The following is a 24,125-nucleotide window of genomic DNA, read 5'->3' as shown; positions in this document are numbered from 1 at the left end:
CTTTCTTAGTGCAGCGACGGCTTGGGTGCAGCGGGCTCAGCCGATTTACGGGTCTCGGTGAACAGCAGCAGCGGCGCGACGCGCAGGTATTCCATGACTTCCATGTAGTCGCTTTCGCCGTCTTCGGACTCTTCCAGGGCGTCTTGCACCTGCGAGATGGCGGCCAGGTCTTGCAGCACTTCCTGGGCATCGGTGCTCAGGTCGAGGCCGCCGGCGTTCACGCCAAAGCCGTGGAGGAAGCCTTGGCACCATTGGCCCAGTGCTGCAGCGCGCTCGGTGAGCGGTGCGTCATCGGTAGGCAGCAGCAACACGACGGTGACGTCATCACCGGTCAGTTCGCCTTTGACCATCTCTTGCAGGCCGATAAGGGCGTTGCGCACGTTTTCGGTGGGCTCGGTTTCCAGCAGCTCGGCGACGTCGGCCAGCCAGTTGTCGGCATCAAAGCCGACACCGGTGCAACTGCGGCCCAACAGCACGCCGTGCAGCTCGGCAGGCGAGCAAGGATGACCGCTGGAGCTCAGCAGTTTGGAAAAAGCATCGTACGGGGAGTTCTGAATGGGCATGGTGAGCTAGGCGCCAGACGGCGCAATGTCTAGAATGAAGCGCTGTATCCTAGCATCGGCAGACGTACCAAGACTATCGAGGGCGTCAGATCGTTTATCCAGCAGTTGCCATTCATCAGACAAATCCAGTGGAACCCAATGGAAGACACCGACCTGCAAGCGCTGATGGCCAGACTCGAGCTGCTAATTAACCGGGTCGAGCAACTTAAGAGCCAAAACGGACTCCTATTAGCTCAGGAAAAGACCTGGCGCGAGGAACGCGCTCACCTCATTGAAAAAAACGAAATCGCCCGGCGTAAGGTCGAATCGATGATTTCGCGCCTGAAGGCCCTGGAGCAAGACTCATGAGTTCAAGCAATAGCGTCACCGTGCAGATTCTCGACAAAGAATATTCGATCATCTGCCCACAGGAAGAACGCAGCAATCTGGTGAGCGCTGCCCGCTACCTGGACGGCAAGATGCGTGAAATACGCAGCAGCGGCAAAGTCATCGGCGCCGATCGCATCGCCGTGATGGCCGCGCTGAACATTACCCACGATTTACTGCATAAGCAGGAACGGCCTGACGTGCAGGCCAGCGGCTCGACGCGTGAGCAGGTACGCGACCTGCTGGAGCGGGTCGATCTGGTACTTTCTACCGATCCAGAGCCACCCAAGGGCTGATTGCGGCGTCGGTTTCGGGTATACTCGCCCCACTCCCTGGCGTGCTTGCCAGTCGGCGATGTCCCTGAGCCGATTCGCACTACCCTGGAAGTTACACGTTGGGCTGGTGTGCATGTCCGCTAGACGGAAAGCCTTAAAGCCTACTGTTTCTTCCACCTTGAACTTTCGGGTTCAAGGGCTAAGTCGACAGCGGTTCTGTCGGGGAGCCTGATTCCCAAATCCAATGCCAGTCTCAGGACTGGCATTGTTTTATGAGCCGAAAACCATGACCGAACCTGCGCCGCTTTCCCGCCCGCAACTTCGACGCATGCTGCGCAAAGCCCGCCGCGCCCTCACGCCCAGCGAGCAACGCCAGGCCGCCCTTGGCCTGTATCGGCAACTGGCACAGCACCCGCTGTTTCGCCGGGCCAAACACATATCCTTATACCTGCCGACGGACGGTGAAATCGATCCGCGCCTGCTGCTGCGCGCTGCACAGCGCCGGGGCAAGGCGACGTACCTGCCGGTGCTCAGCGCGTGGCCGCGAACCAAGATGGTGTTCCAGCGGGTGCGCCCTGGCGAGAAGCTGAGCCCCAACCGTTTTCGCATCCTTGAGCCACAGGTGAATGTCAGCCGTCAACGCAAGGTCTGGGCGCTGGACCTGGTGCTGCTGCCTTTGGTGGGCTTCGATGATGTGGGTGGGCGACTGGGCATGGGCGGCGGCTTTTATGACCGCAGCCTCGCCTACACGGCCCGCCGCAAATCCTGGCGCAAGCCGACGCTGTTGGGCCTGGCTCATGAATGTCAGAAGGTCGAACGATTGGCGCAGGCAAGCTGGGATGTACCGCTTGAGGGCACAGTCACCGATAAGGATTGGTATAGGGCAGGGACGCTACTGGAATCAGCAGCGCCTTAAAGACGGGTCAGCGCTTGAACGGTTGCGGCTGTTGCTGTGCGAGTTCAATCGGTGCGTCAGTCTTGTTCGACCACAAGCTCTGCGCATAGCCGGTGGTCACAACGCCCAGGCCGAACAAAATAACCAAAATCCATAGTAAATCCGGTTTGCGTTTCATCGATTGCCCCCCTTCAGGCATCTTGCACACGATGACAGCAACGTTCCATTAGTAGTCCGTGCCAGCTGCGTCAAGCTCAAAACCCCGGCATTCTGCGGTAACGTGAACCAACACGCAAACCTTGACGCCAACCGACCGTCGGTTTGTCATAAAATTGCAGGACAACTTTCCCAATCGCCTTTTGAGGAGAAAAAACATGGCCTATTGGCTGATGAAATCCGAGCCCGATGAACTGTCGATCACCGGCCTGGAAAAGCTCGGAGAGGCCCGGTGGGATGGGGTTCGCAACTATCAGGCACGCAACTTCCTGAGGGCGATGGCAGTGGGTGACCACTTCTTTTTCTACCATTCCAGTTGCCCGGAACCGGGGATTGCCGGCATCGGCAAAATCGTCGAGGCGGCCTACCCGGACCCCACCGCACTGGAGGCTGACAGCCATTATTTCGACGCCAGGGCGACACCCGAAAAGAACCCGTGGAGCGCAATCAATGTCGCCCACGTCGAGACGTTCCCGAAGGTCCTGGGGCTGGGTTATCTGAAACAGCAAACCGCCCTCGCCGACTTGCACCTGGTACAAAAAGGCAGCCGCCTTTCGGTGATGCCCGTCACCGCCGAGCAGTGGGCCGCGGTGCTCGGCCTGCGCTAAAAGGCAGAACCCTGCGGTCACGCCCATGGCGCATGCATCTGCGCGTCAACCGGGTTAGGCTGGCGCTTCATTTGACCCGCATCAAGGGCCTTCGGGCAGGATCGGTCAAACTAGGACGCTAACGCCGCAGGATGCACCCATGTCGACGAACCACCGCACCTCCCATCTTTTCGCCATTCCATTGATTGTCTTGCTGCTGGCTGCCGGCGGCTTCGGCTATTGGCAATCCACCCAGGACCGCCTGCCCGAAGGCTTGAGCATGGGCAATGGCCGGCTGGAATCGACTGAAGTGCAGATCGCCACCAAGATCCCCGGGCGCCTGGCTGAAGTGCGGGTGGATGAAGGCGACAAGGTGCTCAAGGGCCAGTTGCTGGCGCGCATGGACACCCGCACCCTGGAAGCCCAGCGCGCCCAGGCCGAAGCCGAAGTGCTGCGGGCCAGGGAAAATTTCGCAGCCGCCGAAGCCAATGTGCAACTGCGCCAGAGCGAGCAACTGCTGGCCAGCCAGGAACTCAAGCGCACCCAGGAACTGTACAAACGCGGTTTCGCCAGCGGCCAGCTGATCGACCAGCAGCAGGCGCGGCAAAACACCGGCAACGCCGCCGTGGTCGCCGCGCAAGCGCAGGTCAATTCGGTAAAAGCCGCCATCGGCGCCGCCCAGGCCCAGGTCGCGCAACTCACCAGCGAAATCGAAGACAGCAGCCTGCGGGCGCCCATCGACGGCATCATCCAGCTACGCCTGGCCGAACCCGGCGAAGTGCTCGGCGCCGGCGGCCGCGTGTTGCTGCTGATCGACCCCAACGACCAATACATGAACCTCTACCTGCCCGCCTCAGTGACCGGTCGCCTGACCGTCGGCAGTGAGGCGCGGATCCTCCTCGACGCCCTGCCGAAGCAGCCGCTGCCGGCGAAAATCAGCTTTGTCGCGGCCAAATCGCAGTTCACCCCCAAGGAAGTGGAAACCCGTGACGAGCGCCAGAAGCTGGTGTTCCGGGTCAAACTGCGCCTGACCGAACCGAGCGCCGTGCCACAAGCCAAACCGGGCATGCCCGGCGCCGGCTATGTGCGCACCGCTGACCTGGACTGGCCGGCCAACCTGCAATGAACGGCCTGGCGCTGCACGCCACGGGGATCAACCATCGCTACGGCAAGCAACAGGCGCTGATCGAGATCGCCTTCAGCCTGCCCGCCGGCACCCGCTGCGGCCTGATCGGCCCGGACGGTGCCGGCAAGTCGAGCCTGCTGGGCTTGATCGCCGGGGTCAAAAAGCTTCAACAAGGCGAGCTGGAAGTACTCGGTGGCTCCATCGAAGACCGCCGTCACCGCAACAGCCTGTACCCGCGAATCGCCTTCATGCCTCAGGGCCTGGGCGGCAACCTGTACCCCGAACTGTCCATCAGCGAAAACATCCGGTTCTTCGCCACGCTGTTTGGCCTGTCGAAAGCCGACTGCGACCAGCGCATGCACAACCTGCTGCTGGCCACCGACCTCGCGCGCTTCGCAGACCGCCCTGCCGGCAAACTCTCCGGCGGCATGAAACAGAAACTCGGCCTGTGCTGCGCATTGATCCACGACCCTGATTTGTTGATCCTCGACGAACCCACCACCGGCGTCGATCCGCTGTCCCGTCGACGCTTCTGGGAACTGGTAGAAACCGTACGCAGCGAACGCCCACAACTGACGCTGCTGGTGGCCACGGCCTACATGGAAGAAGCCGAGCAGTTCGAACACTGCCTGATGCTCGACCGCGGCAAGCTGATCGCCGACGGCCTGAGTAGCGAACTGGCCGCCGCGACGCCCAGCGGCAAACTGGATGAAGCCTTCACCCATTTCCAGGGCGACAGCGCCCACAACAACCAGCCGCTGGTGATCCCGCCACGCCAAGGGGACAACACCGACATCGCCATCGAAGCCCACGACCTGACCCTGCGCTTCGGCGATTTCACGGCGGTGAACAAGGTCAGCTTTGCCATTGGCCGGGGCGAGATCTTTGGTTTCCTCGGCTCCAACGGCTGCGGCAAGACCACCACCATGAAAGTCCTCACCGGGCTGATGCCGGCCACCGAGGGCACGGCCACGCTGCTGGGCAACCCGGTAAACGCCAAGGACCTGGCCACCCGCAAGCGCGTGGGCTTCATGTCGCAAAGCTTCTCGCTGTATGGGGAACTCAGCGTGCGCCAAAACCTGGTGCTGCACGCACAGTTGTTCGACCTGCCCAAAGCCGAGAGCGGCCAGCGCATCGACGAGTTGATCAAGCGTTTTGACCTGGGCGACGTCGCCGAGCAGCCTTCCGGCGAGTTGCCCCTGGGTCTGCGCCAGCGCTTGTCCCTGGCGGTGGCGGTGCTGCACCGCCCGGAAGTGCTGATCCTCGATGAGCCGACCTCGGGCGTCGACCCGGCCGCCCGGGATGATTTCTGGCGGTTGCTGATCGAGCTGTCCCGGGAACAGGGCGTGACCATCTTCCTGTCCACCCACTTCATGAACGAGGCCCAGCGCTGCGACCGCATCTCGCTGATGCACGCGGGCAAGGTGCTGGCCTGCGACACGCCGGATGCGCTGCAACAGCAGTTCCACGGCGACACCCTGGAGGCGGCGTTTGTCACCTGCCTGGAGCAAGCCCAAGGCGCACCTGAAGCCGCAGCCGCCTCCACCGAAACCGTCAGCGAACCCATGGCCCCGCCCGTCAGCAAACGCGGATTCAGCGGCGCCCGCCTGTTGGCCGTCGCCAGCCGCGAAGGCAAGGAACTGCTGCGGGACAAGGTGCGCATGGCCTTCGCCCTGCTGGGTGCGATTTTCATGATGGTGATCTTCGGCTACGGCATTTCCCTGGACGTGGAAAAGCTCGCTTTCGCCGTCTACGACCAGGACCAGACGCCGCAAAGCCGCGCCTACCTGGAAGCCTTCCGCAGCTCGCGCTACTTCGCCGAACAGCCGCCGATCACCGACGCCAGCGAACTGCACAAACGCCTGCAACGCTCGGAAATCAAACTGGCGCTGGAGATTCCGCCGGGGTTCGGCCGTGACCTCTACGCTGGCCGCCAACCCGCCGTGGCCGCCTGGCTCGACGGTGGCATGCCGTTCCGTGCGGAAACCAGCCGCAACTATGTAGAAGCGGTGCACCAAGCCAATCTCCAGCAACTGGCCGAACTGAACAGCACACCGCTGAACCCGCAAGCCGCCGCCAAACTGGAAACCCGCTTTCGCTACAACCAGGACGTGGTCAGCGTGAACGCCATCGGCCCCGGCGTGATGGCCCTGATCCTCGCGTTTATCCCGGCGATGCTCACGGCCCTGGGAATCGTGCGGGAGAAGGAACTGGGCTCGATCACCAACTTCTACGCCACACCGCTCACCCGCCTGGAATTCCTGCTGGGCAAGCAGGCGCCGTACCTGGCCGTGAGCCTGATCAACCTGGGGCTGCTGGTGGCGATGAACCGCTGGCTGTTCGGCGTGCCGTTCAAGGGCAGCGGCGTGACCCTGGCCTTTGGCGGCCTGCTGTACGTGCTGGCCACCACCAGCATGGGCCTGTTGATTTCCGCGTTCACCCGCACCCAGATCGCAGCGATCCTCGGCACCATGATCATCACCAGCCTGCCGACCATCCAGTTCTCCGGGCTGATCGTACCGCGCTCGTCCCTGGAAGGCGCCGCCGCGTTGATGGGCATGCTGTTCCCGGCGGGGTACTTCCTCGACATTGCGGTGGGCACCTTTACCAAGGCCCTGGACCTGCGCCAGTTATGGCCGCAGTGCCTGGCGCTGTTCGGGTTTTTCCTGGGGTTCACCGGGCTTAGCCTGATCATGCTCAAGAAGCAGGAGGCCTGATGCACACGTTCGCCCATATCCTGCGCCTTGGCATCAAGGAACTGACCAGCCTGCGCCATGACAGCGTGTTGCTGCTGTTCCTGTTCTACGCGTTTACCGTCGCCATCTATATGCCCGCGGCCGGCTCGGTGATCGGCGTGCACAACGCCAGCGTGGCCTTTGTGGATGAAGACCACAGCGCGCTGTCCCGCCAACTGGCCGAAGCGCTGCAACCGCCGGAGTTCCAGCCAGCGGTACCGCTGCCCTATGACCAACTGGACAACGTGATGGACAGCGGCCAGTACACCTTTGTAATCAACGTGCCGGCGAATTTCCAGGCCGACCTGTTGGCCGGGCGCCAGCCGGGGGTGCAGGTCAACGTCGACGCCACGGCCATGAGCCAGGCGTTCATGGGCGCCGGGTACATCGGGCGGATTTTCCAGCGTGAGTTGCTGACCTATGGCGGCCAGTCCGATGCCGCTCAAAAGGCCCCGGCGCTGCTGACCACCCGGGCACTGTTCAATACCAACCTGGAAGGCGGCTGGTTTTTGGCGGTGATTCAGATCGTCAACAACATCACCATCCTCGCCATCGTGCTGACCGGTACCGCACTGCTGCGTGAACGCGAACACGGCACCCTCGACCATTTGCTGGTGCTGCCCCTGACGGCGCTGGAAATCATGCTGGCGAAAATCTGGAGCAACATGCTGGTGGTGGTGCTGTGCACCTTGCTGTCGCTGGAAGTGGTGGTGAAAGGTTTGCTCGGCGTGCCGCTGGCCGGGTCGCTGACCTTGTTTTTGCTGGTCACCGCGCTGTACCTGTTTGCCAGTACCGCCCTGGGTATCTTCCTCGCCACCCTCGCCCGCTCGACGCCGCAGTTCGGCCTGCTGGCGATCCCGGTGATTATCCCGATGCTGTTGTTGTCTGGCGGCAGCACACCGCTGGACAGCATGCCGCAGTGGTTGCAATGGGTGATGCAGGGCTCGCCGTCGACGCACTTTGTGAGCCTGAGCGCGGCGATTCTGTTCAGGGATGCGGGGGTGAGCGTGGTGTGGCCGGACTTGCTGGCACTGGCGGCGATTGGGTTGCTGTTTTTTGCGGTGGCGTTGGCGCGGTTCAGGAAGAGCCTTGCCTCCTGAGGTGCCTGTCAGGGCCTCTTCGCGAGCAAGCCCGCTCCCACATTCAACCGCATTCTCATGTTAGAACTCGGTCAAGTGTGGGAGCGGGCTTGCTCGCGAAGGGCGCGCAGCGACCGGCTTACTGGATGATCAGGTTGTTGAACAACAAATCCTCAACCTGCGGTTTGCCGGTCTCGTCGTTCATCACTTGCTGGGTTTGCTTCAGGGCTTCCTGACGCAGTTTTTCCTTGCCGTCGACGCTGCTCATGGTGTCGTTGGTTTGCTGGGTAAACAGCGCCACCAGTTGGTTGCGAATCAACGCATCGTTGGCTTTGACGGCAGCCGCCGCCTCGGGGCCGGTCACGCGCAACGCGATATCCGCCTTGAATACCCGCAGCTTCGCGGTGCCATCCAGGCCGTAATTGCCGACGAACGGCGGGCTCAGGCTGATATAGCTGACCTTCGGCGCGTCGCCTTCTTTGGCTTCTTCGGCCAGGACTGCCGTCGGCAGTGTCAGGGCCAGCATCAACAGGATCCACGCTTTCACAGTTCATTCCTCAATTCGGTTGCCCAGTAGCATAACGCTAGCAGCCCTGAGCACAAGCTTATGGCGACTTATCAGGCCGGGGCATGCTCGTTGACCCGTCGCCCTGCCCACCTACACTTATCGGCCAACACGCCAAAAGGAATAGTCCGATGAAAGCTGTGCTGTGCAAAGCCTTCGGCCCCGCCGAAAACCTGGTGCTGGAAGACGTCGAAAGCCCGGCGATCAAGAAGAACGAAATCCTGTTGGACGTGCATGCCGCCGGGGTCAATTTCCCGGACACCCTGATCATCGAGGGCAAGTACCAGTTCAAGCCGCCGTTCCCGTTTTCACCGGGCGGTGAGGCGGCGGGCGTAGTCAGCGAGATCGGCGAAAAGGTCAGCCACCTGAAAGTCGGCGACCGGGTGATGGCGCTGACCGGCTGGGGCAGCTTCGCCGAGCAGGTCGCCGTGCCGGGCTACAACGTGCTGCCGATCCCGCCGAGCATGGACTTCAACACCGCCGCCGCCTTCAGCATGACCTACGGCACCTCGATGCACGCCCTCAAGCAGCGCGCCAACCTGCAACCCGGGGAAACCCTGCTGGTGCTCGGTGCTTCCGGCGGCGTCGGCCTGGCCGCGGTGGAAATCGGCAAGGCCATGGGCGCCCGGGTGATCGCCGCGGCCAGCAGCGCCGACAAGCTGGCGGTGGCCAAGGCCGCCGGTGCCGATGAGTTGATCAACTACAGCGAAGCCAGCCTCAAGGACGAGATCAAACGCCTCACCGGCGGCAACGGTGTGGATGTGATCTACGACCCGGTAGGCGGCGACCTGTTTGACCAGGCCATCCGCGGCATCGCCTGGAATGGCCGGCTGCTGGTGGTGGGTTTTGCCAGCGGGCGCATTCCCGAGCTGCCGGTCAACCTGGCGCTGCTCAAGGGAGCGGCGGTGGTCGGGGTGTTCTGGGGCTCGTTTGCCCAGCGCCAGCCGCAGGACAACGCGGCCAACTTCCAGCAACTGTTCGGCTGGTTTGCCGAGGGCAAGCTCAAGCCGCTGGTGTCTCAGGTGTACCCGCTGGAGCAGGCCGCGCAGGCGATCAATGACCTGGGCCAGCGCAAGGCTGTCGGCAAGGTCGTGGTGCAGCTACGCTGACGATTGTTTCATTTTGTCCACGAGGTGCCTGGGCCCATGATCGGCCGAGGCACTTACTCATTGGCAGGAAGAATAATGGTCACACGGTTGCGCGCGCTGTTCCTGGGGGTATTGATGGTGGTGTCGGCCCAAGCCCTTGCCCATAAAGAGGACAAGGATGTACGTGGGCTGAACAACGTGACGGTGCTGATCGTGCGCCATGCGGAAAAACCCGATGAGGGCCCGCTGCTGAGCCCCAAGGGCGAACAACGGGCGGCGGCCTATGCCAGCTATTTCGACCCGCTGCTGTTGAATGGCATCTCGGTGGTGCCCCAGCGGCTGATCGCCACCAGCGACAGTAAGGAGAGCTCCCGTCCTCGCCTGACCCTGACACCCTTGGCTCAGCGCCTGCAGCTCCCGCTTGAAACCCCCTACTCAGACGATCAAGTCGGCAAGCTGGTGAAGTCCCTGCGCAAGTCCAACCAGGCGCAAACCGTGCTGATCGCCTGGCATCACGGGCATATCGACAAGCTGATCGAAGCTTTCGGCGGCGACGGCCCGGCGCTGACCGGCATGAAGAAATGGCCGGAAAATGTGTATGACTGGCTGATCGTGTTGCGCTTCGACGATCAGGGCCAACTGGTGGAATCCCGCAGCCAGAAGGTCCAGGAGCACCTGCTTCCGGGTGATATCGCAGCCGCTAACGGCAGCTGAGCCGGATCGCTGTCTGTGGCGAGGGAGCTTGCTCCCGCTGGGTCGCGAAGCGGCCCCAGAAGATGGGCCTGCTGCGCAGTCCAGCGGGAGCAAGCTCCCTCGCCACACGTTCGTGATACCCCGCCTGAAAACGCCCCTCACTTGCCTCTAAGCGACATGTTCGTAAAAGAACATGCAATTGCACTCAATTCCTATGCCCGCAGATAAGAGGCGGTGCTATTTTCGGTAACGAAACTGTAACATTCGCATCCGCAGTCAAAACAAGAAATCTGGAGCTCTTGAATGTTTGCTTTCTTCCGTCCTGCCGCACATCAGGCGCCCCTGCCTGAAGAAAAAATAGACAGCACGTATCGACGCCTGCGCTGGCAGATCTTCGCCGGTATTTTCTTCGGTTACGCCGGGTACTACCTGCTGCGCAAAAACTTCTCCCTGGCCATGCCCTACCTGATTGACGAGGGTTACACCCGTGGCCAGCTGGGCCTGGCGATGTCGGCGATTGCGATTGCCTACGGCCTGTCCAAGTTCCTCATGGGCCTGGTGTCCGACCGCTCCAACCCGCGCTACTTCCTGCCCTTCGGCCTGCTGGTGTCCGCCGGGGTGATGTTCATTTTCGGTTTCGCACCCTGGGCAACGTCCAGCGTGACCATGATGTTCATTTTGCTGTTCATCAACGGCTGGGCCCAGGGCATGGGCTGGCCGCCAAGTGGGCGGACCATGGTGCACTGGTGGTCGCAGAAGGAACGCGGCGGCGTGGTTTCCGTCTGGAACGTGGCGCATAACGTGGGCGGTGGCTTGATCGGCCCGCTGTTCCTGCTGGGCATGGCCTGGTTCAACGACTGGCACGCGGCGTTCTACGTCCCGGCCACCGTGGCCCTGCTGGTGGCGGCGTTTGCCTTCATCACCATGCGTGACACCCCGCAATCGGTGGGCCTGCCGCCTATCGAGCAATACAAGAACGACTACCCGGAAGGCTACGACGCCAGCCACGAAGACGAATTCAGCGCCAAGGAAATCTTCGTCAAGTACGTGCTGCGCAACAAAATGCTCTGGTACATCGCCTTCGCCAACGTCTTCGTCTACCTGCTGCGCTACGGCGTGCTGGACTGGGCACCGACGTACCTCAAGGAAGCCAAACACTTCGACGTGGATAAAACCTCGTGGGCGTACTTCTTCTACGAGTGGGCGGGCATTCCGGGCACGCTGCTGTGCGGCTGGATGTCGGACAAGATCTTCCGTGGCAACCGTGGCCTGACCGGCATTGTGTTCATGGGCCTGGTGACCGTGGCGACCCTGGTTTACTGGCTCAACCCGCCGGGCAACCCGATGATCGACATGATCGCGCTGTTCTCCATCGGCTTCCTGATCTACGGCCCGGTGATGCTGATCGGCCTGCAGGCGCTGGAACTGGCACCGAAGAAAGCCGCTGGTACCGCAGCGGGCTTTACAGGCTTGTTCGGTTACCTGGGTGGCTCAGTGGCAGCGAGTGCGGCCATGGGCTACACCGTTGACCATTTCGGCTGGGACGGTGGCTTTGTGCTGCTGATCGGCGCGTGCCTGCTGGCGATCGCGTTCCTGATCCCCACCTTGTGGCACACCAATAGCGTCAGTACCGCACGTTAATCGTCGGAACAGCCTTTGGAACAACGCTTGAGCCGCGCCTCCAGATTCTTGTCTGGCATGGCGTGGCTACGCAGGGCGTTGACGGTCTGCTCGACATAATCGCGCGTAGTGCCGTAACGCCCGCAAGCGCTTTGCAACACGTGATTCAGCACAATGTCGGGCAAGTTACCGGCATAACTGGGCAGGTGCCGCTCCAGCACAAATCCCAATGCCTGCACCTGGCTGCCATCTTCAAGACGGCAGGTAAGCCAATGTGGCCGGTAGGAGGGGTAAGGCATCTCGCGCTGCCACAGGGCATACAGCGAGGCCTCCAGTTGATCTTCCGGCAGGCGATAAGCGAACCCGCTGCACGAGCCACCGCGATCCAGGCCAAACACCAACCCCGGTATTTCCGGCGTGCCCCGATGCTCATGGGACCACAGGTACAAGCCCCGGTGATAACCGTAGACCCGTGCCCGCATCCGTTGTGTCGACGAACATTCAGGTCGCCAGATCAGCGAACCGTAAGCGAACAGCCAGACCGGTCCCCCCTTATGCCGGGCCATGGTGGCCTGCATCGAACTCATCAACTGTTCGTGAGTGAGTTGCGGCCCCAGATCGAGCCGCGGAGGGTAAGCCAATTGCAAAAGATCAGATTCAATGGCGGTCATGGCAGATCGCTTAGGTCTCCTTTGTTGTTACGAGAAGCTGTTACCAGTTGTAAGCAACTTTACCGTAATAGAACGCGCCGCTGTAACCGTACGGCGAAAAAGTGCTATAGGCCAAATTGCCACCACTGCTGGCGTAGGCATTGAGTTTTTCCGGGTACTTGTCGGTGACGTTGTCGCCGCCGACGGTGAAGGTCCAGTTTTTCAGCTTGTAGTCGGCCGACAGGTCCAATAGCCAGGCTGCCTTGAAGCTCTGGTCGTTGGTGGGGTCTGCCTGATAGCTGGTGAATGAACCATAGCGCACCAAATTACTGTGCAGCGCCCAATTGCCGAAACTCAGGTCGTTGCCCAGGCTCAGCTTGTGTTGGGGCGTGGTGTCGCCCAACAGGCCGATGCGCTCGCGACGGTCCACCCGCACCAGGCTCGCCCCCAGGCTATCCAATACCGACGGGTTGGCTTTTACGTCGGTGACCTTGGTGTGGTTGTAGTTGTAGCCCACGGTGCTGTTCCAGCGCACACCGTTATCCAGTTGGTAGCGATAGTTGGCCACCAGGTCGATGCCATTGGTGGTGGTGTCGGTGGCGTTGGTGAAGTAGCGCACGGTGGTGTAATTGATGTTGCCGACGCCGTTGGCCTGCAGATACGCGAGCGCCGCCGGGTTCTTGCTCAGGTCCAGGTTGGAGGACAGGCTGATGCGGTCGCTGATGTCGATACGGTAGACGTCGGCGGTCACCGTCAGGTTGTCGGTCGGCTCCAGCACCAGGCCGAGGCTGTAGTTGCGTGACTTCTCGGCTTTCAGGTCTTCAGCGCCGAGCAGGCGCGCCACCTGGCTGTTGGCAGGGAAGGTGCCGGCTTCCTGGATGGTGTTGCCGATCAGTTGCGACGAGGTGTAAGCGAAGTTTTGCTGTGCCAGGGATGGCGCGCGGAAGCCGTTGGAAACACTACCGCGCAAGGCCACTTGCGGGGTGAAGTCGTAACGGGCCGAGAGCGAGCCGCTGACGTTGGAGCCAAAATCACTGTAATCCTCGTGACGCACGGCAGCCGAGGCGCTGAGTTTTTCGGTGAAGTTGGTTTCCAGGTCCAGGTACTGCGCCCAGTTATGCCGCGTGCTGGTACCGGCGTCGGAATCACGGAAGCCGCCCAGGCCCGAACTGCCGGTCTGGTAGTAGGACGCCGGATCACCCGCCTTGATTTGGTAACCCTGGTCCAGGTACTCGCCACCAAACGCGACCGACACCGGGTACGGCAACCAGCCCAGGCTGAATTCCCGCGACAGGTCCAGGCTGAGTTGCTTCTGGTCATTGACCAGGGTGCCGTTGTCGAACTTGCGCGGCGTGGCCAGGCCCAGCGAGGTGTTAATGGTTTCGGTGCCGATCTGGTACTGGTTCTTGCCGTAGTTGACCGACACATCGTAGTGCCAGTCATAGGCCAACAACCCGCGCAGGCCCACCGCCAGGGACGTGTCTTCCACGTCACCGCGAATCAGCGGCAGGTAACCGTTGGGGTTGAGCGCAGGAATGTTGTTGCTCGCGTTGCTGGCCCGGTAGAACGCTGCGGTCTCGCCACGGGTCTTGCTGTAGCCGCCAAACGCGTAGAACTCAGCCGCGTCGCTGAAGGAATATTCCGAATTGAGAAACAGCTTGCCCTGATCGGTGGCCGGTTCGCCCTGGCGGAATACGCGCTGGCCATAGGTCGTCGAACCGACGCTGCCCGGCCGGAAATCCTTGCCGGCGCGGTTGGTGTAATCGTTGTCGGCACCTTCGGCCGAGAGGTTGATAAAACCGTTATCCCCCAGCGCCACGCCGGTGTTGCCGCTGAGATTGCGCTGGATACCGTCGCCCTTTTTGTATTCACCGAACTTGCTGGTGATCGAGCCGCCGTGGTCGTCATGCTTGAGGATCACGTTGATCACCCCGGCAATCGCATCCGAGCCATAGCGGGCGGAGGCGCCGTCACGCAGCACTTCGATATGGTCCACCGCCGCCAGCGGGATCGCATTCAGATCCGCCGGGGCCGAGCCGCGCCCAACTGCACCACCGAGGTTGACGAAGGCGCTGGTGTGGCGACGCTTACCGTTGACCAGCACCAATACCTGGTCCGGTGACAAGCCGCGCAATTGCGCCGGGCGCACCAGTTCGGCGCCGTCCACCAGGCTTGGGCGTGGGAAGTTGATGGAAGGAATCAAACGGGCCAATACCGCGCCCAGTTCGTCAGAACCGGTGCTGCGCAGGGTGTCGCCGGAAATCACATCGATGGGTGACAGCGAAGCACTGGCGGTGCGCTCTTGGGCGCGGGTGCCGGTGACGATGACTGTGTCGAGTTTGGGTACATCGGCAGTGGCCGTTTCGGCGGCTGCCACTGGATTGAATCCCACAGCGGTCAGCAAATTAGCCGACAAAATCGCCGTGTACAGCAGGTGCTGCTTGTTGCTCCCCATACCGCTCCCCTTGGAATCAAAGGCCAGAACGTCAATGCTCTGAGCTCGTACGATCGATCCGTGTGGCGGACGGTGGCGGTCATTTATTGGTTATTGGCAGAAAGTCGGTAGTCCGTTGTCATATAGCTTAATGATATTTATGTAACAAATTAAATACCTTTAAAGAATAAGCGAATGCATAAGCACCGCCCGTCCGCTCATCAGGATTGAGCCGTGCACGCCCGGTACCTTCAGCGCGCGTTCAGCCTTTATGGGGCCTGAGCCTTCAAAATGGCCACCTGTCACGACCCACTTAGCCGCCCAATCACCGACTATCGAGGTCGCACCATGAAATATCGACTTTCCAGCCTGCTGTTCCTGGCACAGGCCACCACCGCCCTGGCGGTCGAAGCACCAAGCCAGGACGAAAAAGGCTTCTGGTACGCCCAGACAAGCGTCTACACCCGGCACTTTGCGCCGGACAAGGACCACAACAATCATCAGGATTTGATCGGCCTGGAGCGCAATGAAGCGTCAGGCCTGGTGTATGGCGGGGCAACGTTTCGCAACTCGTTCAGCCAGCGCTCGTACTACGTCTACGCCGGCAAGCGCTACGACATGACCGATTATCCGGTGTACCTGAAGCTGACGGGCGGCGTGATCCAGGGCTATCGCGGCAAGTACCGCGACAAGATTCCACTGAATGGGCTGGGCGTAGCGCCGGTGATCATCCCGTCGGTGGGCACTCACTACGGGCCGGTCGCCGCCGAGCTGGTGTTGCTCGGGTTCAATGCGGCGATGGTGACGACAGGCGTTCGGTTCTGATTGGGCCGCTGAAGGGCTTCTGTGGTGAGGGAGCTTGCTCCCTCACCACATGTTACGGACGGGGCGCGTAGGCAAATACATCGGCGCGCATCTGGTGCGCATCCATGCCGGCGTCGACCAACGCATCCAGCGTGCCATAGATCATTGCCGGTGAACCGCTGGCGTAGACGTGCACGGCCTTGAGGTCGCTGATGTCTTCGCAGACCGCTTCATGCAACAACCCGCAACGCCCTTCCCAGCCGCACAGGTCGCTGACCACTTTGTGCAGGAACAGGTTGGGCAATTGCAGCCACTGGTCCCAGTGCTCGATGTCGTAGAAGTCTTCCGGCCGGCGTACACCCCAATACAGATGCACCGGGTGCTTGAAGCCGCTGGCGCGGCAGTGTTCGATCAGGCTGTGCATCTGCGCCATGCCGGTACCGGCGGCGATCAGCACCAGCGGCCCGTCAGGCAGTTCCGCCAGGTGGGTGTCGCCAAACGGCAGCTCGATACGCGCCATCTGGTTGCGCTGCAACTGCTCCAGCAGGCTGCGCGCACTGTCTTCCCGAGCCAGCACATGCAATTCCAGCTCGCGCCCGGCGTGGGGCGCCGAGGCCAGGGAGAACGCCGACTTCTCGCCGTTTTCCCGCTCGATCATCAAGTATTGCCCGGCGTGGTAACGCACCGGCTTGCCCGCCGGGGCCCGCAGGCGCACGCGCCATACGTCACCGCCCACTTCAACGCATTCACTCAGTTGGCAAGACAATTTGCGCACCGGCAACTCTCCCGGCGCCAGCACGCCATCCCACAAGACGATGCAATCTTCCAGCGGTTCGGCAATGCAGGTATAGAACTCGCCATGGTCACGCACCTCACCGGCTTGCTGCACCCGGCCTTCCACCAACAGCGCCGCACACACGTGACACACGCCATTGCGGCACGCCTGAGGGCAATCGTAGCCCAGGCGTCGCGCGCCCTCGAGGATCCGCTCGCCGGGGGTCAACTCAAGTACCGCACCGGAAGGCTGCAGGGTTACACGCATCAATCTATTCCTAATTCTTTCCAGAGCGCATCGACACGAGCAGTTACCGCTTCGTCCTTGACGATCACGCGGCCCCATTCGCGGGTGGTTTCACCCGGCCATTTATGGGTGGCATCCAGGCCCATTTTCGAGCCGAGGCCCGATACCGGCGAGGCGAAGTCGAGGTAGTCGATCGGCGTGTTATCGATCATCACGGTGTCGCGCTTGGGGTCCATGCGCGTGGTGATGGCCCAGATCACGTCGTTCCAGTCCCGGGCGTTGATGTCGTCGTCGGTGACAATAACGAACTTGGTGTACATGAACTGTCGCAAAAACGACCACACACCCAGCATTACCCGCTTGGCGTGGCCCGGGTACGACTTCTTCATCGTCACAATGGCCATGCGGTACGAGCAGCCTTCCGGCGGCAGGTAGAAGTCGGTGATTTCCGGAAACTGTTTTTGCAGGATCGGCACAAACACTTCGTTCAACGCCACGCCGAGGATCGCCGGCTCATCCGGTGGACGGCCGGTGTAGGTGCTGTGGTAGATCGGTTTGATGCGATGGGTGATGCGCTCGACGGTGAACACCGGGAAGCTGTCCACTTCGTTGTAGTAGCCAGTGTGGTCGCCGTACGGGCCTTCATCGGCCATCTCGCCCGGGTGAATCACCCCTTCAAGGATGATTTCGGCGGTGGCCGGCACTTGCAGGTCGTTGCCACGGCATTTCACCAGCTCGGTGCGGTTACCACGCAACAGGCCGGCGAAGGCGTACTCGGACAGGCTGTCGGGCACCGGCGTCACAGCGCCGAGAATGGTCGCCGGGTCTGCGCCCAGGGCCACGGACACCGGGAAGGGCTGGCCGGGATGCTTTTCGCACCACTCACGGAAATCCAGCGCGCCGCCACGGTGGCTCAACCAGCGCATGATGACCTTGTTGCGGCCGATCACTTGCTGACGGTAGATACCGAGGTTCTGGCGGTCCTTGTTCGGGCCCTTGGTGACGGTCAGGCCCCAGGTGATCAGCGGGCCGACGTCGCCGGGCCAGCAGGTTTGCACGGGCAGCATGCCGAGGTCGACGTCATCGCCTTCGATGACCACCTCCTGGCATACCGCGTCTTTCACGACCTTGGGGGCCATGGCAATGATCTTGCGGAAGATCGGCAGCTTGGACCAGGCATCCTTCAGGCCCTTGGGTGGCTCGGGCTCCTTGAGGAAGGCCAGCAGCTTGCCGATCTCGCGCAGTTCGCTGACGGACTCGGCGCCCATGCCAAACGCCACGCGATCGGGGGTGCCGAACAGGTTGCCAAGTACCGGGATATCAAAGCCCACCGGGTTTTCGAACAGCAGCGCCGGGCCCTTGTTGCGCAGGGTACGGTCGCAAATCTCAGTCATTTCCAGCACCGGGGAAATCGGCACCTGGATACGTTTCAACTCTCCGCGCTGCTCAAGTTGCTGCACGAAATCCCGAAGATCCTTGAATTTCATTAACCATGCCACCCGTAAAATAGGCGTACATCCTACCTGCTCTTAAGGTCGCTGGCAGCTTATTGAGCAGTATTGCCGACGACACCGACTCAACGAGCCGACGCCTGGCTTTGATTGCGCAAGGCCTTGAACAACGGCTCAAGGAACCCTTCGACATACCGCGAACCGACCGCCGAGAGGTGATTGTCATCGGTGTACAGCGACTGGCCCTCCAATTCCACACGGCACCAATCATTCACATTGCATAGCTTTGGCGCCGGATCCAGCACCTTCACCCCCGGATCAGCAGCCGCGATTTGCTCGAATACGTGGCTGATATAGGCCTGGCGCTGGAGGTGGTCGGCCAGGGGCATTCCCTCCTTGTCGGTGGGCCGGCCGAGCATCGCCAGGCGACTGAGGCGATAAGGCGCACTGAATTCCTGCAGGGGGACTTCCTTGACCAGCCACACCCGATGGCCGCCGGCACGCAATTGCTGCACAAGGGCACGCATGCTTTCATCAAAACGCTGCTCGGCGAAGGCACGGTCATAGGTTCCGGTCTTCGGGTCCAGCAGCGAGAACTCGGTGTCGCCATCACGCTGCCCATAAACGTAGAGGCTCCAGCGCGCTACCAGCACCACGTCGCTAAAGGTTTCCTGGCCCAGCAGTTGGGTGACCTTCTGGTTAAAGCTCAAGCAACCTGGAACGCTTTCTTTGCGATTAAACGGCAGGCAACCGGCATAACCCGCCTGGGTGACACCGACACCATACTTGCTCGCGCCGTCTTGTAACGCCGGAACCAGGGACGTGGCATGGCTGTCGCCCCACACCAACGCGCGTGTCGGGCCCGACTGAGGGCCGAAATGACAAAATCCATGGTGGCGATTTTTCCCCCCATCCACCAGGCAGGCCATCAGGTCCGGGCTCCACGTGCGCGCCTGGGCAAATCGCAAGGCCTCCGGCGACAGGCGCCAAGGCAAGCCCTGCGTCCAGACCAGTCCTTTGCCGAGCAGGCCCACCCCAAGCAGCGCGATACCTGCCGCCACCAGGATTTGCCGACGGCCGGCCAACAACCGACGCTCGCGAAAGGGTGCCTCGATGAACCGCCAGGATCCATAACCCAACAGCAGGCTCAACACAAACAGCGCGCCGAGCTCCCACGGAGTCAGGCCTTCGACACTGGCGTACTTGCCGAACACATACACCGGCCAATGCCACAGGTACCAGGAGTAGGAGATCAGGCCAATCCCTACCAACACACGGCTGCCCAGCAACTTGCCCGCCAGGGTGGCCTGTTGGCCGTTGGCCCAGATCAGGCACACCACGCCCAGCACCGGCAACAACGCTGCAGCGCCAGGAAACGGAGTGCTCGGATCATAGGCAAAGACCGCCAACAAGATCAGGCCAAGGCCGGCAAGGCTGACGGCCTGCGCCAACGCCGGGATTGCGCGGTACTCTCGTACCGGCATCACGGCCAGCATTGCGCCCGCCAACAGCTCCCAAGCACGCATCTGCAGCAGGAAAAAGGCTCTTTCCGGAGCGTGGGCGACCGCCCAGGTGCTCATCCCGAAAGACACCAGCAACAACACGAACAGCGCTGTACGCCAGTGTTTGAGCCGGCTCGACAACAACGTCAGCAGCAGCGGGAAAACAATGTAGAACTGCTCTTCAACCGACAACGACCAGGTATGCAGCAATGGCTTGAGGTCGGACGCCACGTCAAAATAGCCGTCCTGGCGCATGAAAAACAGGTTGGAGATAAACACCACCTGATTGTGCACCGAGCGCCCCAACTCGCTGTAATCCTTGGGCGCCAGCAGAAACCATCCCACCGCCAGCGTGCCGAGCATCATCACAAACAGTGCCGGCAGGATACGCCGGGCGCGCCGGGCCCAAAAACCGATGAAACTGAAACGACCGGCCTCACGTTCCCGCCAAATGATCGAGGTGATCAAATAACCGGAGATCACGAAAAAGACGTCCACACCGACAAAACCGCCGGTAAAGCCCGGTACACCAAAATGAAACAGCACAACCGCGATAACAGCTATGGCACGCAGGCCGTCAATGTCCCTGCGATAAGCGAGAGTGGTCATAAATCTTGTTATTAGCCCGGTCAGATTGACAGCAAGCGGAGTCACGCTCGCCTTTTGTCTCTAAACAGACACACGCCTGCGCCAAACCTCCCTTTTTTGACACAAAAAAATGACGCCCCGTGGGGCGCCATTCTTTTGGACCTGAAGCGGTCGTGTTACTTGCGCTTCATCGACAAGAAGAACTCGTCGTTGGTCTTGGTGGTTTTCAGCTTGTCGATCAGGAACTCGATGGCGGCAACTTCATCCATCGGGTGCAGCAGCTTGCGCAGGATCCACATGCGCTGCAGTTCGTCGTCGGCGGTCAGCAACTCTTCGCGGCGTGTGCCGGAGCGGTTGATGTTGATGGCCGGGAACACACGCTTCTCTGCGATACGACGGTCCAAAGGCAGTTCCATGTTACCGGTACCTTTAAACTCTTCGTAGATCACTTCATCCATCTTCGAGCCGGTTTCAACCAGCGCGGTGGCGATGATGGTCAGCGAGCCGCCTTCTTCGATGTTCCGCGCGGCGCCGAAGAAACGTTTCGGTTTCTCCAGGGCGTGGGCATCGACACCACCGGTGAGCACTTTGCCGGAGCTCGGGATCACGGTGTTGTAGGCACGGGCCAGACGGGTGATGGAGTCGAGCAGAATCACCACGTCTTTCTTGTGTTCGACCAGGCGCTTGGCCTTCTCGATCACCATTTCGGCAACCTGCACGTGGCGGGTTGGCGGTTCATCGAACGTCGAGGCAACCACTTCGCCGCGCACGGTGCGCTGCATTTCGGTCACTTCTTCCGGACGCTCATCGATCAGCAATACGATCAGGTGAACTTCAGGATTGTTACGGGCGATGTTCGCTGCGATGTTCTGCAGCATGATGGTCTTACCGGCTTTCGGCGGAGCGACGATCAGGCCGCGCTGGCCTTTGCCGATCGGGGCGCACAGGTCGATAACGCGACCGGTCAAGTCTTCGGTGGAACCGTTACCGGCTTCCATCTTCATGCGCACAGTCGGGAACAGCGGGGTCAGGTTCTCGAAGAGAATCTTGTTTTTCGCGTTCTCGGGACGATCGTAGTTGATCGTGTCGACCTTGAGCAGGGCGAAATAACGCTCGCCTTCCTTTGGAGGGCGGATCTTGCCAACGATGGTGTCACCGGTGCGCAAGTTGAAGCGACGGATCTGGCTCGGCGAGACGTAGATATCGTCTGGGCCGGCAAGATAGGAGGCGTCTGCAGAGCGGAGGAAGCCGAAGCCGTCCTGGAGAATCTCCAGCACGCCATCACCGGAGATTTCCTCGCCGCTTTTCGCGTGCTTTTTCAGCAGGGAGAAAATCACGTCCTGCTTGCGCGAACGGGCCATATTTTCTATGCCCATCTGTTCGGCCAATTCGAGCAGTTCGGTAATCGGCTTTTGCTTGAGTTCAGTCAGATTCATATAGGAATGACGTAATCATTTATGGAGGGGGGGAAATTAAGCTTTTGGCTTAATGAGGCCGCGCCGCAGAGAAGGCGACAGGATCGCGTACTAATCGAAAAGGAGAGCGTCGGCGACGGCTTGCAGGGGGCAGTGGAGAAACCAGTGCGGGGCCGAATGTACCACCTGAGTTTCGGAGCGTCTAGCCCTGTATCACGAAAAAGCCCCGCTATTTGCGGGGCTTTTTGAGGACGCTTAGATGTTAGCGTCGAGGAAAGCTTGCAGCTGGGACTTCGACAGCGCGCCGACCTTGGTGGCCTCGACATTGCCGTTCTTGAACAGCATCAGGGTCGGGATACCACGCACGCCGTGCTTGGCCGGGGTTTCCTGGTTGTCGTCGATGTTCAGCTTGGCAATGGTCAGTTTGCCTTCGTAAGTAGTAGCAATGTCGTCCAGGACCGGAGCGATCATTTTGCAAGGACCGCACCACTCAGCCCAGTAGTCAACCAGCACCGGGCCCTGGGCCTTCAGTACTTCGGCCTCAAAGGTCGCGTCGGTGACGTGCTTGATAAGATCGTTGCTCATGGATGTCTCCGGGTTGTAAGCAAAAAAAACGTTGCCCATCATAGCCGCCCTTCCCGCGTTCAGGAAGCCGCAGCTGATTGACTCTTGCTATGGTGGTGCATGAGTTTGGGTATAGCCCAACTCAAGGGGTCACGGGAGTGATGAACGCAATGCCCGTACGCAGCGCCGCGTTACGTACGTGTTCCTGCATGCTTTTCTGCGCCGCCCCGCTGGCGCGCCGAGCCAGTGCACGGAGGATCTTGCGGTGTTCCTGCCAGGTCTCCATGGCCCGCTCTGGCCGGATGAACGGTAGCTTCTGGCTCTCCAGAAACACCTCCGCACTGGCGCTGAGGATGCTCACCATCGCCTGATTGCCGCTGGCCAGCAGGATGCGACGGTGGAATTCGAAGTCCAGCCGCGCTGCCGCTTCAAAGTCGCCAGCCTTTAATTCCTTGCGCATCCCCTCGACATTGTCTTCCAGAACGTCCAGCTCATCGGTGGTCAACGTCACTGCCGCCAGCCCCGCCGCAAAGCCTTCCAGGGCGTAGCGCAACTGAAAGATATCCAGCGGCGTTGCCTGTGCCGTAAATGGCCAGGCCAACCCCGGGAGGTCTTCGGCAGCTTGCACGAATACGCCTTTGCCCGGCTGCACACTGACCACGCCCAAGGCACTGAGCGATGACAAGGCTTCACGCAACGAGGCCCGGCTCACGCCCAATTGCAGCGCCAAATCACGCTGGGAGGGCAATGCATCGCCCGGCCCGAAGCCCTCATCGGCGATCAATTTGCGGATGGCCTGTAGCGCCACTTCCGGTACGGCTTGGGCGATGGAATTCATAAAAACTCAAATTTCCCGTCAACTGAGCGGCTAGTTGTAAAGCTATTCTCGACGCCCGGCAAGCCACGCCCCAAAGGGGCTCGTGCGGTTTTGGCGGCGCTCGAAAAGGGTGCAGAAAGCGCATCAACTGTTCAGACCAGTAAGACCGCCAGAACTCAACGGCTACCGGCCTTTGCGCGAATAAGAGCAGTACTGGCATGGGCTGTGCACTGGCAACACTCAGAAAATCCTTTCGTCCTTTTCGGAGAGTTGCCATGACCAAGCGTTGCAGCGCCCTGCTCACTGCCCTGTTTGCCAGCCTGATGCTGAGCCAGGCGCCCGCCCAGGCCAACGGTCTGGACGATATCGTCGCCCGCGGCACCCTCAAGGTGGCCGTGCCTCAGGATTTCCCGCCGTTCGGCTCGGTCGGCCCCGACATGAAGCCCCGTGGCCTGGACATCGACACCGCAAAACTGCTGGCCGACCAGCTCAAGGTCAAACTTGAACTGACCCCGGTCAACAGCACCAACCGCATTCCGTTCCTCACCACCGGCAAGGTCGACCTGGTGATATCAAGCCTGGGCAAGAACGCCGAGCGGGAGAAGGTCATCGACTTCTCCAAGGCCTACGCGCCGTTCTACCTCGCCGTGTTCGGCCCGCCTGATGCGCCGATCAGCACCGTTGACGACCTCAAGGGCAAAACCATCAGCGTGACCCGTGGCGCCATCGAGGACATCGAGCTGACCGCCGTCGCGCCTAAGGAAGCCACGATCAAGCGCTTTGAAGACAACAACTCGACCATCGCCGCTTACCTGGCCGGCCAAGTGGACCTGATCGCCAGCGGCAACGTGGTGATGGTGGCTATCAGCGAGCGCAACCCCAAGCGCGTGCCGGCACTGAAAGTGAAGCTCAAGGACTCGCCGGTATACGTAGGCGTGAACAAGAACGAGCCGGCGTTGCTGGGCAAGGTCAACCAGATCCTGGTGGCGGCCAAGGCCGACGGCAGCCTGGAAAAGAACGCAATGCAGTGGCTTAAAGAGCCGCTGCCGGCTGATCTCTGATCGCGGTAAC

The 24,125-nt window shown here is 61.0% G+C and carries 23 protein-coding genes and 1 other RNA gene; 13 read left to right on the top strand and 11 right to left on the bottom strand.

Going from position 1 to position 24,125, the window contains the following annotated elements; translation table 11 throughout:
* Positions 1 to 5: 5 nt before the first annotated feature.
* Positions 6 to 563: a YecA family protein gene (locus P3C29_RS02965; protein ID WP_003213952.1), complete on the bottom strand. Its 558-nt coding sequence runs from the start codon at positions 561 to 563 to the stop codon at positions 6 to 8.
* A gap of 138 nt (positions 564 to 701) precedes the next feature.
* Here P3C29_RS02965 and P3C29_RS02960 point away from each other — a divergent pair, with 138 nt between their 5' ends.
* From P3C29_RS02960 to P3C29_RS02945, 4 genes are all read left to right on the top strand, one after another.
* Complete coding sequence (locus P3C29_RS02960; RefSeq protein ID WP_003213954.1) at positions 702 to 911, top strand: TIGR02449 family protein; 210 nt, start codon at positions 702 to 704, stop codon at positions 909 to 911.
* Positions 908 to 1,225 carry a cell division protein ZapA gene (locus P3C29_RS02955; protein ID WP_003213956.1) on the top strand — a complete coding sequence of 106 codons (318 nt, stop codon included), beginning with the start codon at positions 908 to 910 and terminating at the stop codon, positions 1,223 to 1,225. The genes P3C29_RS02960 and P3C29_RS02955 overlap by 4 nt, the downstream gene beginning before the upstream one ends.
* A 30-nt stretch (positions 1,226 to 1,255) precedes the next feature.
* Positions 1,256 to 1,434, top strand: a non-coding RNA gene (gene ssrS, locus P3C29_RS02950) — 6S RNA.
* Between the two features lie 56 nt (positions 1,435 to 1,490).
* Positions 1,491 to 2,120 carry a 5-formyltetrahydrofolate cyclo-ligase gene (locus P3C29_RS02945; protein WP_275963885.1) on the top strand — a complete coding sequence of 210 codons (630 nt, stop codon included), beginning with the start codon at positions 1,491 to 1,493 and terminating at the stop codon, positions 2,118 to 2,120.
* Between the two features lie 7 nt (positions 2,121 to 2,127).
* Here P3C29_RS02945 and P3C29_RS02940 read toward each other — a convergent pair whose 3' ends face one another.
* The gene (locus P3C29_RS02940; protein ID WP_003213959.1) at positions 2,128 to 2,277 is read right to left on the bottom strand and encodes a hypothetical protein; all 150 of its coding nucleotides are present in this window, start codon (positions 2,275 to 2,277) and stop codon (positions 2,128 to 2,130) included.
* A gap of 196 nt (positions 2,278 to 2,473) precedes the next feature.
* Between P3C29_RS02940 and P3C29_RS02935 the strand changes: the two genes are divergently transcribed.
* The 4 genes from P3C29_RS02935 (at position 2,474) to P3C29_RS02920 (ending at position 7,863) form a co-directional block, all read left to right on the top strand.
* A complete protein-coding gene (locus P3C29_RS02935; RefSeq protein WP_201125655.1) occupies positions 2,474 to 2,923 on the top strand; it encodes an EVE domain-containing protein in 450 nt (149 codons plus the stop codon).
* A 139-nt stretch (positions 2,924 to 3,062) separates the two neighbouring features.
* Complete coding sequence (locus P3C29_RS02930; protein ID WP_275963884.1) at positions 3,063 to 4,028, top strand: HlyD family efflux transporter periplasmic adaptor subunit; 966 nt, start codon at positions 3,063 to 3,065, stop codon at positions 4,026 to 4,028.
* The gene (rbbA, locus tag P3C29_RS02925) at positions 4,025 to 6,745 is read left to right on the top strand and encodes a ribosome-associated ATPase/putative transporter RbbA (RefSeq protein WP_275963883.1); all 2,721 of its coding nucleotides are present in this window, start codon (positions 4,025 to 4,027) and stop codon (positions 6,743 to 6,745) included. Before P3C29_RS02930 ends, rbbA begins: the two co-directional genes overlap by 4 nt.
* Positions 6,745 to 7,863, top strand: coding sequence for an ABC transporter permease (locus P3C29_RS02920; protein WP_275963882.1), 1,119 nt, complete (start codon positions 6,745 to 6,747; stop codon positions 7,861 to 7,863). Before rbbA ends, P3C29_RS02920 begins: the two co-directional genes overlap by 1 nt.
* Positions 7,864 to 7,981: 118 nt before the next feature.
* On the opposite strand, the gene P3C29_RS02915 is transcribed toward P3C29_RS02920, so the two are convergent.
* Positions 7,982 to 8,389, bottom strand: coding sequence for a flagellar basal body-associated protein FliL (locus P3C29_RS02915; RefSeq protein ID WP_201125657.1), 408 nt, complete (start codon positions 8,387 to 8,389; stop codon positions 7,982 to 7,984).
* A 149-nt stretch (positions 8,390 to 8,538) separates the two neighbouring features.
* Between P3C29_RS02915 and P3C29_RS02910 the strand changes: the two genes are divergently transcribed.
* The 3 genes from P3C29_RS02910 to glpT all read left to right on the top strand — a co-directional run bounded on the left by P3C29_RS02910 (position 8,539) and on the right by glpT (position 11,829).
* Positions 8,539 to 9,516, top strand: a complete 978-nt coding sequence (locus P3C29_RS02910; RefSeq protein WP_010167930.1) for an NADPH:quinone oxidoreductase family protein — start codon at positions 8,539 to 8,541, stop codon at positions 9,514 to 9,516.
* Positions 9,517 to 9,591: 75 nt separating this feature from the next.
* Complete coding sequence (locus tag P3C29_RS02905) at positions 9,592 to 10,209, top strand: flagellar basal body-associated protein FliL (RefSeq protein ID WP_275963881.1); 618 nt, start codon at positions 9,592 to 9,594, stop codon at positions 10,207 to 10,209.
* A 282-nt stretch (positions 10,210 to 10,491) separates the two neighbouring features.
* Positions 10,492 to 11,829, top strand: coding sequence for a glycerol-3-phosphate transporter (glpT, locus tag P3C29_RS02900; RefSeq protein WP_010167932.1), 1,338 nt, complete (start codon positions 10,492 to 10,494; stop codon positions 11,827 to 11,829).
* Here the strand turns inward: glpT and P3C29_RS02895 are convergent.
* Entirely contained in the window at positions 11,826 to 12,479 is a 654-nt protein-coding gene (locus tag P3C29_RS02895) for a gamma-glutamylcyclotransferase (protein ID WP_010167933.1), read from the bottom strand. The genes glpT and P3C29_RS02895 overlap by 4 nt on opposite strands.
* Before the next feature lie 40 nt (positions 12,480 to 12,519).
* Positions 12,520 to 14,913: a TonB-dependent receptor gene (locus tag P3C29_RS02890; RefSeq protein ID WP_275963880.1), complete on the bottom strand. Its 2,394-nt coding sequence runs from the start codon at positions 14,911 to 14,913 to the stop codon at positions 12,520 to 12,522.
* Between the two features lie 327 nt (positions 14,914 to 15,240).
* Between P3C29_RS02890 and P3C29_RS02885 the strand changes: the two genes are divergently transcribed.
* Positions 15,241 to 15,717: a sn-glycerol-3-phosphate transporter gene (locus P3C29_RS02885; RefSeq protein ID WP_201125660.1), complete on the top strand. Its 477-nt coding sequence runs from the start codon at positions 15,241 to 15,243 to the stop codon at positions 15,715 to 15,717.
* Between the two features lie 52 nt (positions 15,718 to 15,769).
* Here P3C29_RS02885 and P3C29_RS02880 read toward each other — a convergent pair whose 3' ends face one another.
* The 6 genes from P3C29_RS02880 to P3C29_RS02855 all read right to left on the bottom strand — a co-directional run bounded on the left by P3C29_RS02880 (position 15,770) and on the right by P3C29_RS02855 (position 23,075).
* Positions 15,770 to 16,738, bottom strand: coding sequence for a CDP-6-deoxy-delta-3,4-glucoseen reductase (locus P3C29_RS02880; protein WP_201125661.1), 969 nt, complete (start codon positions 16,736 to 16,738; stop codon positions 15,770 to 15,772).
* The gene (gene ubiD, locus P3C29_RS02875; protein WP_003213983.1) at positions 16,738 to 18,204 is read right to left on the bottom strand and encodes a 4-hydroxy-3-polyprenylbenzoate decarboxylase; all 1,467 of its coding nucleotides are present in this window, start codon (positions 18,202 to 18,204) and stop codon (positions 16,738 to 16,740) included. The genes P3C29_RS02880 and ubiD overlap by 1 nt, the downstream gene beginning before the upstream one ends.
* A gap of 89 nt (positions 18,205 to 18,293) precedes the next feature.
* Entirely contained in the window at positions 18,294 to 20,279 is a 1,986-nt protein-coding gene (locus tag P3C29_RS02870) for an acyltransferase family protein (RefSeq protein WP_275963879.1), read from the bottom strand.
* A gap of 155 nt (positions 20,280 to 20,434) precedes the next feature.
* On the bottom strand, positions 20,435 to 21,694 hold the full coding sequence (rho, locus tag P3C29_RS02865; protein WP_008438874.1) for a transcription termination factor Rho: 1,260 nt from the start codon (positions 21,692 to 21,694) through the stop codon (positions 20,435 to 20,437).
* Between the two features lie 234 nt (positions 21,695 to 21,928).
* A complete protein-coding gene (gene trxA, locus P3C29_RS02860) occupies positions 21,929 to 22,258 on the bottom strand; it encodes a thioredoxin TrxA (protein WP_003213989.1) in 330 nt (109 codons plus the stop codon).
* Positions 22,259 to 22,379: 121 nt separating this feature from the next.
* Positions 22,380 to 23,075 (bottom strand): FadR/GntR family transcriptional regulator, encoded by a 696-nt coding sequence (locus tag P3C29_RS02855; protein WP_201125663.1) that lies wholly within the window; start codon positions 23,073 to 23,075, stop codon positions 22,380 to 22,382.
* A gap of 254 nt (positions 23,076 to 23,329) precedes the next feature.
* On the opposite strand from P3C29_RS02855, the gene P3C29_RS02850 reads away from it, so the two are divergent.
* Positions 23,330 to 24,115: a transporter substrate-binding domain-containing protein gene (locus P3C29_RS02850; RefSeq protein WP_275963878.1), complete on the top strand. Its 786-nt coding sequence runs from the start codon at positions 23,330 to 23,332 to the stop codon at positions 24,113 to 24,115.
* Positions 24,116 to 24,125 lie beyond the last annotated feature (10 nt).

Origin of the sequence: Pseudomonas sp. 1912-s (assembly GCF_029269205.1) — a bacterium.
In the GTDB taxonomy this organism is placed as follows: domain Bacteria; phylum Pseudomonadota; class Gammaproteobacteria; order Pseudomonadales; family Pseudomonadaceae; genus Aquipseudomonas.
Note: the sequence above shows the minus strand (reverse complement) of the source record. Positions and strands in the feature narration are given on the sequence as shown.